20 protein-coding genes are annotated in these 11,508 nt (G+C 65.1%); all 20 read left to right on the forward strand.

Going from position 1 to position 11,508, the window contains the following annotated elements; translation table 11 throughout:
* Positions 1–105: 105 nt before the first annotated feature.
* The 20 genes from PMI42_RS21875 (at position 106) to PMI42_RS39330 (ending at position 11,493) form a co-directional block, all read left to right on the forward strand.
* Positions 106–633, forward strand: a complete 528-nt coding sequence (locus PMI42_RS21875; RefSeq protein ID WP_008138081.1) for a hypothetical protein — start codon at positions 106–108, stop codon at positions 631–633.
* Positions 634–752: 119 nt separating this feature from the next.
* Positions 753–992, forward strand: coding sequence for a hypothetical protein (locus PMI42_RS21880; RefSeq protein WP_008138082.1), 240 nt, complete (start codon positions 753–755; stop codon positions 990–992).
* Positions 989–1,150, forward strand: coding sequence for a hypothetical protein (locus PMI42_RS39325; protein WP_008138083.1), 162 nt, complete (start codon positions 989–991; stop codon positions 1,148–1,150). Before PMI42_RS21880 ends, PMI42_RS39325 begins: the two co-directional genes overlap by 4 nt.
* Positions 1,147–1,482, forward strand: coding sequence for a hypothetical protein (locus PMI42_RS21885; protein WP_008138085.1), 336 nt, complete (start codon positions 1,147–1,149; stop codon positions 1,480–1,482). The genes PMI42_RS39325 and PMI42_RS21885 overlap by 4 nt, the downstream gene beginning before the upstream one ends.
* A complete protein-coding gene (locus PMI42_RS21890; RefSeq protein ID WP_157195804.1) occupies positions 1,479–1,817 on the forward strand; it encodes a hypothetical protein in 339 nt (112 codons plus the stop codon). Before PMI42_RS21885 ends, PMI42_RS21890 begins: the two co-directional genes overlap by 4 nt.
* Positions 1,814–2,149, forward strand: a complete 336-nt coding sequence (locus tag PMI42_RS21895) for a hypothetical protein (protein ID WP_008138087.1) — start codon at positions 1,814–1,816, stop codon at positions 2,147–2,149. The genes PMI42_RS21890 and PMI42_RS21895 overlap by 4 nt, the downstream gene beginning before the upstream one ends.
* Positions 2,146–2,571, forward strand: coding sequence for a GNAT family N-acetyltransferase (locus tag PMI42_RS21900; RefSeq protein ID WP_008138089.1), 426 nt, complete (start codon positions 2,146–2,148; stop codon positions 2,569–2,571). Before PMI42_RS21895 ends, PMI42_RS21900 begins: the two co-directional genes overlap by 4 nt.
* Positions 2,568–3,185: a J domain-containing protein gene (locus PMI42_RS21905; RefSeq protein ID WP_008138091.1), complete on the forward strand. Its 618-nt coding sequence runs from the start codon at positions 2,568–2,570 to the stop codon at positions 3,183–3,185. Before PMI42_RS21900 ends, PMI42_RS21905 begins: the two co-directional genes overlap by 4 nt.
* The gene (locus PMI42_RS21910; protein ID WP_008138093.1) at positions 3,185–3,397 is read left to right on the forward strand and encodes a hypothetical protein; all 213 of its coding nucleotides are present in this window, start codon (positions 3,185–3,187) and stop codon (positions 3,395–3,397) included. The genes PMI42_RS21905 and PMI42_RS21910 overlap by 1 nt, the downstream gene beginning before the upstream one ends.
* Entirely contained in the window at positions 3,394–4,287 is an 894-nt protein-coding gene (locus tag PMI42_RS21915; protein ID WP_008138095.1) for a phage major tropism determinant, read from the forward strand. Before PMI42_RS21910 ends, PMI42_RS21915 begins: the two co-directional genes overlap by 4 nt.
* 47 nt (positions 4,288–4,334) lie before the next feature.
* Positions 4,335–4,754, forward strand: coding sequence for a diversity-generating retroelement protein Avd (gene avd, locus PMI42_RS21920; RefSeq protein ID WP_008138096.1), 420 nt, complete (start codon positions 4,335–4,337; stop codon positions 4,752–4,754).
* A 323-nt stretch (positions 4,755–5,077) separates the two neighbouring features.
* Entirely contained in the window at positions 5,078–6,076 is a 999-nt protein-coding gene (locus tag PMI42_RS21925) for a reverse transcriptase/maturase family protein (RefSeq protein ID WP_035966320.1), read from the forward strand.
* Positions 6,076–7,398, forward strand: coding sequence for a DUF5131 family protein (locus PMI42_RS21930; protein ID WP_008138098.1), 1,323 nt, complete (start codon positions 6,076–6,078; stop codon positions 7,396–7,398). Before PMI42_RS21925 ends, PMI42_RS21930 begins: the two co-directional genes overlap by 1 nt.
* Positions 7,395–8,630: a ParB N-terminal domain-containing protein gene (locus PMI42_RS37505; protein ID WP_008138099.1), complete on the forward strand. Its 1,236-nt coding sequence runs from the start codon at positions 7,395–7,397 to the stop codon at positions 8,628–8,630. The genes PMI42_RS21930 and PMI42_RS37505 overlap by 4 nt, the downstream gene beginning before the upstream one ends.
* Positions 8,627–9,703 (forward strand): MT-A70 family methyltransferase, encoded by a 1,077-nt coding sequence (locus PMI42_RS38055; RefSeq protein WP_008138100.1) that lies wholly within the window; start codon positions 8,627–8,629, stop codon positions 9,701–9,703. Before PMI42_RS37505 ends, PMI42_RS38055 begins: the two co-directional genes overlap by 4 nt.
* Positions 9,700–10,011, forward strand: coding sequence for a hypothetical protein (locus PMI42_RS21945; protein WP_157195805.1), 312 nt, complete (start codon positions 9,700–9,702; stop codon positions 10,009–10,011). Before PMI42_RS38055 ends, PMI42_RS21945 begins: the two co-directional genes overlap by 4 nt.
* Before the next feature lie 235 nt (positions 10,012–10,246).
* Complete coding sequence (locus PMI42_RS21950; protein ID WP_008138102.1) at positions 10,247–10,468, forward strand: hypothetical protein; 222 nt, start codon at positions 10,247–10,249, stop codon at positions 10,466–10,468.
* Entirely contained in the window at positions 10,465–10,815 is a 351-nt protein-coding gene (locus PMI42_RS21955) for a hypothetical protein (protein WP_008138105.1), read from the forward strand. Before PMI42_RS21950 ends, PMI42_RS21955 begins: the two co-directional genes overlap by 4 nt.
* Positions 10,808–11,332 carry a hypothetical protein gene (locus PMI42_RS21960; protein ID WP_008138107.1) on the forward strand — a complete coding sequence of 175 codons (525 nt, stop codon included), beginning with the start codon at positions 10,808–10,810 and terminating at the stop codon, positions 11,330–11,332. Before PMI42_RS21955 ends, PMI42_RS21960 begins: the two co-directional genes overlap by 8 nt.
* Positions 11,329–11,493 (forward strand): YfbU family protein, encoded by a 165-nt coding sequence (locus PMI42_RS39330; RefSeq protein WP_008138109.1) that lies wholly within the window; start codon positions 11,329–11,331, stop codon positions 11,491–11,493. The genes PMI42_RS21960 and PMI42_RS39330 overlap by 4 nt, the downstream gene beginning before the upstream one ends.
* Positions 11,494–11,508 lie beyond the last annotated feature (15 nt).

Consider the following 11,508-nt stretch of genomic DNA (forward strand, 5'->3'; position numbering starts at 1 on the left):
GTCAATGACACGGGGTACCAGAGCAAAGGTTCAAACTCCGTCGGGAAGGGCGCGTGATCGCGCTATGTGCCCCGCCGTCGTCCGGAGCTTTGCGGGGAGGGCGGCATGAGCGAGGCCGACGGCGATATCAAGTTCGAGCCGGCCAACATGGGTCAGGCACTCGGCGTCCTGGTCGATGTCGTCGGCTGCTACATCAGCGCCGCGCACACGGCGGCATTTGCCGACGATCGCAAGAAGTCCGCGCAGGTCAACCTTACACTGTTCCTGCACGGCCTCTGCATGCGCTCGAAGTACAAGGCCGAGACGGCCGACATCCTGGACATGGTCAGCGCTGAGCTTCGCAGGTCGACGCAAGAGGAAGCGGGCGCCGATGCAATGACCGCTGATCTCTTGAAGCCAAACGGCAATGACGGCGTGGTCAATGCCGAGATCTGCTTCGGTTCACTCCTGCTCGTCGGCGACGTCGACGTCTCCCCGGAGATGGTCGCGACATGGGCGCAGGATCAGATGGACCTCGCCTATGACTGGGCGATGCGCGTTCATCTGCATGCCAGCGACAACAACGACGTCTTCGTCCCCGAGCGACCCGACTTCATTCCGAGATCCGTGAGGCCATCCAGCACCGATAGCTGAAATCCTCGCGCCCAGTTCAAGTAAGCGTCACCAGCGTATCCCGACATCACCCGCAATTGCACCCGTCCGGTCACTTCCGGACGTGAGCCTCTGCGTCCCTGCAACAGGAGGGCATCTCGATGCTTGCCGACCAGTCGTTGCTTCACGCCGCCATTACCGCGTGCCTGGTTCACGTCCAGGTCGGTTCGCTGGTGTGGTTCTGGGTCTATTGCCGCGGGCGCCTGGTGCACGTCTACGCGACCGAGCTGACCGGCGCCGGCGACGTGCTCGACTTCATCGGCAACGCCCTGATCACGCTGGTGCTGATCTGTGGCTGGCCGTTCATGCTGATCGCGCTTCGCAAGGGCAAGCTGCAATGACGAGCGCCGAACACGAGCGGCGCAGGCTGATCGAGCGCAATGCCTTGCGCGGCTATCGCGCCATGCCATCGGGTCCGTCCAAGGCGGATATGCAGCGCGATCTTGAGCAGGCCGTCCGCAACACCGCAGCGACTCCTGCGAAGGAGGAGCAAACATGATCCGCATCATCGACATCCTGGCGGCGCTGCTGCCCGTCATTCTCATCGTGATCGCGCTGCTGCTGGTATGCGCGGTACGGATCGTCCGCCGAGGGGCCGCGTCCAGGTCTTCGCTTTCCGCGGCAGCGGACGATCCGTTCTTCTTTCCGTTCGGCGAGGTGCCGACCCTACCGCGCGAGCGCCAGATGGTGGCGCGCGACTTCCGTGCGTGGGGCATTCCTCTGCGCACCAAGCCTTCCGCAGGCGCCCTCCGGCGGAACGAGAACGGCGGCCGTCCCTCCTCCCTCTCGAGGACGGCCGTCGTTCTCACTTTTCGCAAGAGAGGTGCGTGATGCAGCAACACCTCACCCGCATCGAGCAGGCCAACCTCATCGCGGGCCACGCCGTCTCCTACGCCACCGCCTATCTCGACGGGCGCCACAATGCGCAGCAGCTCGGCGACAACGCCGACCGGCTTTTCCTCGATCTCCTGGTGGTCGAGACACCCGAGACCAGCACCTTCCTCATCCCGGTGCAGCTTCTCGTCATCACCATGATGCGCACGGCGAAGTGCGCGCGCGATCTCTCGCAATGGCCGTCGCGGGAGGATCGTTGGCAGTCCGTCATCGCTTCCCTTGTCGAGCTCGTCACCCACGAAAGCCGCCATCTTACGAAGGACCGCGCATGAAGCCGCTCTCTCAGTCGCTGACGGAGCTGATCGTCTTCACCGAGGAAGTGGTGACGAAGCCGGCGCGCCATCATGGCCTTGCCGCCGATTTGCGGTTCACTTCGCTCGCCCAGGAGATCCGCGCCGCCGACCGTCGCCCCGCCAGCGAAGGCGTCCGCTGCACCCATGCCGGCATGGCGATCGTGGCCAGTACCGAAGGCTTTTTCGCCGGCGACATGGACCCGGGCTCGCGCTGGCTCGCCGCGATCGGCGCGCTCCTGCCGGCGCTGCGCGTCGAGGCCTGGCAGCAGGTGAAGAACGAGAAGGCGGCGACGCAGGAGACGCGGCGATGAGCGTGCAGATCACCCACTATTCCGGCATTGATGGTACGCCGGCGGTCGCCTTGGCGCTGCGCGGCCAATACGAAATGATCAATGACGGCGGCGAGCAGGCCGTCGGCTTGCATCACAGCTACAATGGCATCTTGGCGTCTATCGATGGCAAGGCCGTTGGCGTCATCATCTGGTTCGAACAGAAGGACAGCCACCGGCTTTGGCTCCAGCTCGGCTATGTCCTGCCGGAGCATCGCCGGAACGGCATCTACAATATGCTTTGGGATCAGTTGGTCGACAAGGCGCGAAAGCTGGGGGCCTCTGCGATCTGGAGCGGCACGGCGATCGGCAACGATGCGATGCGGGCCGTCGCGCGCAAACAGGGCCGGAAGGAAATCGCGGTCAGCCTGAAGTTCGACGTGCCGGAGCTGGCTCGACAATGAGCCCGCAAGCCCAGCCGCAGGCACAGGCCTATCCCCTGAATTGGCCGTCCGGCTTCCCGCGCTGGAAGCACGGCCGCGGCGCCGGCACATTCAAGACCAACTTCGAGACGGCGCTTCGCAACGTCAAGAAGAGCCTCGAGCTGTTCGCCAAGGACAGCGGCAAGAAGATCGAAAATCCGATTCTGTCGAGCAACATCGACTTCAACCCGCTAACCCACAACACCGGCACCCGCCCGGCTGATCCCGGCGTCGCGGTCTGGTTTGCCTGGGACGGTCTTCAGGTCTGCATCGCGGTCGACCGCTATGACAGCCCGGCGGCGAATCTGCAGGCAATCCACCACATCATCGAAGCCCGCCGCGTTGAGCTGCGCCACGGCACGCTCGCGCTGGTGCGCGCGACCTTCTCCGGCTTCCAGGCGCTGCCGGCGCCGAAGGGCAAGCACTGGCGGGATATTCTGGAGATCGGCCATGGCGTGCTCGTCACCAAGGGCGCGATCGAGGGCAACTACAAGCGCCTGGCGCAGGCCTATCACCCCGACCGCGAAGGCGGATCGATCGACAAGATGTCCGAGCTCAACGCCGCGCGCGATGCGGCCATCGCGGAGATCGGGTGATGCGCCAGGATCCCGACGAAGTCGCCCCGCTGGTCGACGCCCGCCTCGCCGAAGCGCTGCGGCAGGTCGGCCAGAGCCCGCTCGGCATGCCCGCAACCGTCGATACCTTCCGCGCCATGCTCGATCGCGCGGGGCTGGCTCTGGTGCTCAAGCACAATCCCGATTTTCGTCATTCCGGCCTGGAGCCGGTGAACATGGAGCATGACACATGAACGCAACTGCGAAGATTGAGGACGCCACACCGCTGCTCGCCAAGATCGACCCGGCGGCGCCGGTGCTCAAGGTCGAGGGCCTTGGCCGGTTGCAGATCAAGGCCGGCACGTTCTTCAACGGCGGCGGTTTCTCGGCCGACACCGAGGTGAAGATCACCTCGCTCGAGCCCGGGACCGACTATGTGGTGCGGATCTCGGGCGACGGCCCGGTCGCCGTGCCCTATGCCAATCGAGGCGATGATCCGTTCATCGGTGGCTTTCACTTTGCACCAGGCGGCAATGCCGAGGCGCGCAAGGGCGGCGACACCGTGCCGGCGATCAACCCGTACTCGCTCTGGGATCACAATTTCCGCCCCGCGTGCCTGGACCCGCGCGGCATGGTGCTGGTCGAAGCGCCCGGCCATCGCTTCTGGTGCGATATCTACCTGACCGGCGCCGAGCATTTGGAGAACGGCACCAGCGCCTTCGACGCGCTGATCGCCGATGGCCGCGATTGCCCGACCGATCCGGCCACCGGGAGGCGGTTCAAGCGCTTCGACTACGCCGCGGCCTGCGCCGTGATGAAGCACCACGGCAAGCAGCTGCTGTCGTTCGAAGAGTTCGCCGCCGCAGCATTCGGCGTCACCGAGCGCACCGCGACGAACAGCGATCCGGTGCGAACCAACCTCGACGCCCCGCGCACCAGCAAGTTCGGCCTGATGCAGGCGGCCGGCAACATGTGGGTGTGGGGCCACGATGGCGATCCCGACGAGCCGCGCGCTTCGATCCTCGGCGGGTCCTGGTGGGTCGAGGGCGACGCGGGCTCGCGCCTCGCGGGCCTCGGCGACTGGGCGGACGACTCGGGCGAGAGCATCGGCGCCCGCGGCCGCAGTGACCACCTGCAAACCTGATCCCGCGTCGCGACAGCGACGCGTCTCCTCGAGGTGAAGCGGATTCGATGATCGTCAGGGACGACAATTCGGCGACGGAAGCCCTGGCGATCGTCGAGAAGTACGAGGCTTTCGTGACCTATCTCTATCCGATCCTGCAAAACAGTCCGCGCAAGCATGGCGTCCTCAGGGACACCGTGCTTGCCCAGATGTTCACGCCGATCGGAGGTCTCTACCACGCGGCGAAGTCGCGGCAGATCTCGAGGCTGTTTGCGATCGATGCCGAGTTCGCCACGCTGCGCGCGCTGCTGCGTTTCCTGGCGCGCGGCGAGATCAAGATCCTGACGCCGCATCAGCATGTCACCGCACTCGCGCTCCTGGCGCAGCCGGGCGGCATGCTGAACGCATGGCAGAAGAAGCTTGCGGCATCGGGCACGAACAGGGTTCCGCACGCCGCCGGCGTGCGGAAGGGGGAGGCGGGGCAATGATGTCGCCGCGCGCTTCGATCCTCGGCGGGTCCTGGTGGAACGAGGGCAACGCGGGCTCGCGCCACGCGAACCTCGACAACTGGGCGGACAACTCGAACGAGAACATCGGCGCCCGCGGCCGCAGTGACGACGGCTCCGTGACTATCGCTCGGCACAGGCCACGGCCTCGCCGGCCGGTCACAGCACAACTGTGGTCAGCTCGACTCTCCTGCTTCGGCAAACACACTGCGCGGTCCGGCAGAGCGGGGCGTAGCGGCGGTTCAGCGCAGAACTGCCGTCGAGACCCGCGGCCGGCTTCAGCTGCAATTGGAATGGGGCTCGCAATGACGCGACGCTACCGCAACCTCATCGGCAAGATCACCTCGCCCCGCAACATGGAGGCGGCGCTTCGCCTGACCGCCGCCGGCAAGCGGCTGACGCCTGACTATCTCGACTTCAAGGAATTCTCCGCGCTCAACCTCGCCGACCTCGGCCGGGACATGGCGAGCGGTCGTTATCGGGCCGGTGCGCCGCACGAATTCTTCATTCTCGACCCCAAGCGCCGGCTGATCCAGGCGCTGCCGTTCCGGGACCGGATCGCCCAGCAGGCGCTCTGCCTGGTCATCGGCCCGATCTTCGATGCTGCCATGCTGCCGCGCGCCTATGCCTGCCGGACCGGCAAGGGCACTCATGCCGGCGTCGTCCAGTTGCAAAGCGATCTGCGGCGGGAAGCGCGCGGCGGCGAGCTCCACTTCCTCAAGACCGACTTTTCGCGCTACTTCGCCTCGATCGAGCGGGGCGTGCTGTGGCGGCTCATCGAGGCGAAGATCTCCTGCCGGGCGACGCTTGAGCTGATCGAGGCAATGGTGCCTCGGACGGGAACGGGACTGCCGATCGGCAGCCTGACCTCGCAAATTTTCGCCAACGTCTACGCCGGCGCCACGCTCGACCGTCATTTGCAGCAGCATCTCGGCGAACGGCTCTGGTACCGCTACATGGACGATCTCGTCGTGCTCGGCCGCGAACCTGCGCATTTGCGCAGGTTGAAGGATGAGATCGAATCCTACGCCGCGCGCGAGCTGGGCCTGCGCTTCTCCAAATGGCAGGTCTCCAGCGTCTCCCGCGGCATCAACTTCCTCGGCTACCGGATCTGGGCCAACCACAAGCTCTTGCGCCGAGACAGCGTCATCCGCGCCCGCCGCACCATCGCGGCCCTTCGAGCCCGCGGCGATGACGAGCGCCTGCGCGAATTCCTGGCCGCGTGGCTTGGTCACGCCAGCTGGGCCGACAGCGGCAATCTGATCAGGAGCCTCGGGTTGCCACAACAACGGGAGAACCGGTGATGGCCGATCGGTCGGCAATCGAATGGACGGATGCCAGTTGGAATCCGATCCGCGCCCGCGTCATGGAGATCCAGAACGACGGCTCCGGTAGAGAGCGCATCGGATGGCACTGCGAGCACGTCAGCGACGGTTGCCGCAACTGTTATGCGGAGGGCTTCAACCGGAGACTTGGCACTGGCCGGGACTTTAAACCGGGGGAGATGTTTCGTGAGGAACACAAAGGCTTCAACAACGGCGAGGTGAAGCTGTTCCTCGATGAGCAGATGTTGACCCAGCCGCTTCGCTGGAAGAAGCCTCGCAAGATCTTCGTTTGCTCAATGACGGACGCCTTCGCGGACTTCGTCACCGACGAGATGCTCGACAAGATGTTCGCCGTCATGGCGCTGTGCCCGCAGCATACGTTCCAGGTGCTGACGAAGCGCGCGAAGCGGATGCGGGCATATATGGAACGGCTGTTCGGCTCGAAGGTCGCGCCGCGAGGCATTGCCTGTTCGCCGTGGAGCGCGCTGCTAAACCGCGCCGAACGAAGCTGGATGGTGGCTAACCCGAACTACATGACCGACATCCGGCCGTTACTGCTTGCGGGCTTGCAGGGCCGCACGCTTCCTTCCGGGCCCCTCCCGAACGCCTGGCTCGGCATCTCGGCCGAGCGGCAGCAGGAAGCAAATGAGCGGATTCCGGAGCTGCAGAAGACGCCGGCTGCGGTCCGCTTCGTCTCGCTTGAGCCGCTGCTGGGCCCGATCGACCTCGAGGACATCGTTCGCCACGGCGACGGGTGCGAGGACCACCACAGCGCGCTCGAATGCGACGTCGCCATCGAGGACGACCAGGAATTCCACGGCGCCGTACTCGACTGGGTCATTGTCGGTGGCGAGAGCGGCAACCGCGCTCGCCCGATGCACCCGGATTGGGTGCGGGGCCTTCGCGATCAGTGCGACCGAAACGACACGGCGTTTTTCTTCAAGCAGTGGGGCGAATGGGGTATGCCGACCGATGATCTCGGCAACCTCGACTGGCCCTATCATCCCGATCACGATCGCACGCACTGGTTTGACCGTCGCAGCTGTGTTCGACCGATCGAGAGCGGATGGTCAGATAAGTACCAATGTGGTGGCGGAGCGTATCCGCCGCCGCCATTCGATCTTTTCCAGACGCCCGACTACCTCGACCAGGTCGCGCGCTGTCCGCAGTGCGGCTGCGGTGAAGCCAAGAAGTGTCAGGGAAACGCCGCTCGCGCGGCAGTCACATGGGTAGGCAAGAAAAAGGCCGGTCGCCTCCTCGACGGAGCCGAGCATAACGCATTCCCGAAGGTGCCGGGATGAGCGACCTTCGCCGCATCGATCCAAAACCGTTCCTGCCGCGCATCCCGAAGGGCCCGAAGCCCGACGTCGGCGAGCGTCCGGAACTGCAATGGCTCAAGATCGACCGCTTGCGCATCGATCCGCGCTATCAGCGCGAGATCGGCCGACGCGGTGCCGACAACATCGTCGCGATCGTGCCGAAGTTCAAATGGGCCAAGTTCACGCCCGTGGTGGTGGCGCCGATCGGCGAGGGCCTGTTCGCCGTCATCGACGGCCAGCATCGCGCCACGGCCGCCGCTGCGTGCGAATTCGAGAGCGTGCCCTGCGTCATCATCCAGGTCGACCAGGCCGATCAGGCCGATGCCTTCGTCGCCATCAACGCCAACGTCACTGCGATGTCGCCGCTGCAACTGCATGCTGCGCGCCTGGCTGCCGGCGATAAAATCGCCGACGAACTGACGCAAGCCTGCGAGGCGGCCGGCGTCAGCATCTGCCGCTATCCGGTGCCGGCGAACAAGATGAAGCCGGGCGAGACGCTGGCGGTCGGCATGCTGCAATCGGCGCTGGCCAAATATGGACGCGACGTCCTGGTCGCCGCGCTGTCCTGCGTCACCAAGACCCGCAAGGGCAATCCCGGCATGATCCGCAAGGCGATTGTGCAGGCGTTGTGCTCCGTGATCGAGGCTGACCGGGAATGGCTCGGCGATCTGCCGCGACTGATTTTCGCCATGCAGACCTTCGACTTCGCCGCGCAGTTCAACCGCGCGTCGGCGGCGGCGATCGAAAGCGGCGAGGGCGTTGCCGCGCTGCTGATCGACGCGATCGCCGCCCATCTTGATGGCAAGTTCGAAGCTTCAGTCCCTGCGGAGGCGGCCGAAGAGGTCACGACGCCTCGCAGGGACGGAAAGGCTCCGGTGCGGGCGGCAAAATCAGCGCCGATCGAGCCTCCGGTGGCCAAGGCTCCCGGCCGTCCATCCGCCACCGGTCCGGTCACGATCGGGCGCGACTTCATCAGCCGCGGCGGCCGGCGCATCGAGGTCGCTCCGCGCGCTGCGCTGCTCTTCGCCGCCGTGCACAAGGCGATGCCGAATTGCGTCGGTGACGAATGGCTGGTCTCTAAACTCTGGACGGTACGTCCGCCGAATGCCGGCGATCTGATCGACCAGATCGTCCGCAATCTCGACCTTGCCAGTCTCGGGCTCGAGATCCGCACCCACCGCGGCGTCGGCCGCCAACTGGTCGAGGTGGCATGACGCTGCTCGCCGCCTACGATCGCGCATGCCGGTCTCTCGCCGAGGTCAAGGACGCCGGCGAAGTCGTGCAGATCCACGACCTTTTCGAGCACGTCAAGCTCTATGCCAGACAGATCCAGGACAAGGCGCTGCTCGAAGAAGCCGTCGTTGCGCAGATGCGAGCCGACAGGCGCCTGGGCGAGATCATCGGTGCGCTCAAGGAAGCCGGCAGGATCTCGGACGGTCGCAAGCCGAAAGACGATGGCTCCGACCGCGTCACCCTGAAGGACATCGGCGTCAAGGACTGGAAGCTCTCGTCACGGGCCCAGAAGGCGGCCGCGCTGTCCCCGGACGCATTCAAGCAGATCGAGGAGGCCGCGCGCCAGAAGGTTCGCGGCGGCGGCGCCATCCTGGTCGATCCGATTCAATCGGCTGCGAAGGAGGCCGAGATCGCCGGCCGCCGCGCCGCGCATGCGGCGCGCGCCGAGACCGGCGGCTGTGTCGCGGACCTGGAAGCTCTTGTCGCATCGGGCTTCCGCGCAGGCTTCGTCGGCATGGACCCCCAATGGCATTTCAAGACCCGTTCCGATGCAGGCGAGGGGCGGTCCGCCGGAATCCACTACAAGACGGAAGAGATCGAGAAGATCAAGAATATTCCAGTCGGCGCGATAGGCGCGGACGATTCGGCGATCGGCATGTGGACGGTCGACTGGTGCCTCGAGGCCGCCTTCGCGCTGATGCGCCATTACGGCTATGAGCCCGTCACCAAGCTCTACACCTGGGCCAAGACCAATAACGATGGCAAGTTGCTCGCCCACGATGATTCCAGCTGGCACCTCGGCATGGGGTATTGGACGCGTGCCAACCCGGAGGATTGCTGGCTCGGAATCCGCGGCAAACCGAAGCGGCTCTATGCCGACGTCCGTCAGCTGATCGTTGCGCCTTTGATGGAGCACTCTCGCAAGCCCGATGAGTGGCTCGCGCGCTCCGAGCGCCTGGTCGAGGGCCCCTATATCGAATTGAACGCGCGGCGTCCTCGGAAAGGCTGGTTCAGCTGGGGGGACGAGCTCGAATGGACGGGGGTGGCAGCATGACGTCTCGCTCCAGGGAAGAAAACCGCGACTACATGCGCGACTACATGCGTGGGCATCGGAAGCGCAGCCGCGAGGCCGATCGCGCCCGCAAGCGCGCCGAGTACAAGTCCGAGGCGCCCGACATCTGGAGCAAGGCCGACTTCGTCGACCGCAGGCCCGCACTCTACGACCCGCTACGTGATGGCCCATTGCATCACGCCGACCTCACGGCGTGGTTGATGCGAGACCCGCCGATCGGGCGCCGTGCGATCGACCAGCACCAGGCGCGCACGTCCGTTCGCTCGATATCGCTGGCCGGAGAGAGGTAAAGCCATGAGGTTCTACGGCTGGATCTGCGCTCTTCTCGTCATCTTCGCCGCCGGCGTCGGCCTCGCGTATCTGCTCGGAGCCATCTAGCCATGATCCGGGCTCTTCTCCTCGCTCTCCTCTTCGCGGCAGGCCTGACGAGCCTGATGGCCGGCCATCCGCGATCCGGTTTCAACTGGAGTCATTCATGTCAGGGGTGCGCGCGATGACCGGGCAGCAGCTGGCTGGAGTGCGGCCATGACGCGAAGACTTCCGTTCTTCAACGCGCACAGCATCTCCATCGGAACGTGCTCCGATCCGTTATGCAGGGCCGTCCATGTTCATCTGCTCGACGAAGACGAGCGCCCGCATGCACAGCTCACGCTGAACTGCGACAAGCTCGAAGACGTGATCGCCGACCTGCGCTCCGTTCGCGACCGCATTGTCATGGGCGGCGCAAAGAAGGGGCTCGACAATTGATCCGACGCCACCGCCTCGCCAATCGCCGTCGCCATGAAACCATCGCGATCGAGCACGAAGGCCAGCGCTACAAGGTCGGGCTCGGCAGGGAACTGCTCTGCGACGGCAGCTGCGGCGGGTCGGTGCGCTACGGTCCGATCGCAGAAGTCTTTATCACGGCGCAGAAGGTCAACACGCAGGCCGACGTTCTGGCGAAAGATGGCGCCATCCTGATGTCGCTGGCCCTGCAATTCGGCTGTCCGCTGGACGTCATTGCCCACGCCATGAAGCGCAACCCCGATGGCTCGCCGGCCTCGCCGCTGGGGCGGGCTGCGGCTTACCTGGTCGAGGAGAACTCGAATGTCTGACACCGAATGGTATCCGGCCGATTGGGTTGACGAGACATGCCCGCCGGCGAAGAAAGCACCTGCCGAATATATTGTGCCGATCGAGACTGGCTTCGAGCTCGGATATGTCCGCACCGGCGATGCCGCAGCGGCGAAGTTCGCCGCGCACTACAACACGATCTACAATCAGCCCCTGTCGCTCGGCGACGTCGTGGATTTCATCAGCTGCGAGCGCCTCGGCGACGTGGATGTGACGCTGCGGCGCGACGGGACCTATGTCCTGCATGGGACGCTTCCGCGCGTTTACAACGCCCTGATCGTCGACGGCGATATCGATACGCTTTGCGACAGCTTCGAGGAGATGACGCGGCGCATCCAGGGTCGCGGGTGGGACGAACTCGGTACACTCCTTCTGACCGACGTCGACGAACGCCGTATGAGCATGAGCTTTGCGAATTGGTCGGACCCCGTGCCGTACCTCTTCGAGATTGTCGACGGCAAACCCGTGTTCACTCCTGTGCCGGTGGCGAAGCAATGACCGACATCGAGCGCCAGATACTCCTCAACCAGATCGCCATCCTCGAGGCGCTGATGCCGCACGGCTCGGCCGGCCCTGAAGGTACGCGCGAGATCCTGCGCAAGCGCTACCGCGAGAGCGCCGAACTCGTCCGCCAACACTCACCCAACCCGCAACGCTGAAGGGAATCCGCCGCC

Source organism: Bradyrhizobium sp. YR681, from assembly GCF_000282615.1.
Classification (GTDB): Bacteria; Pseudomonadota; Alphaproteobacteria; order Rhizobiales; family Xanthobacteraceae; genus Bradyrhizobium.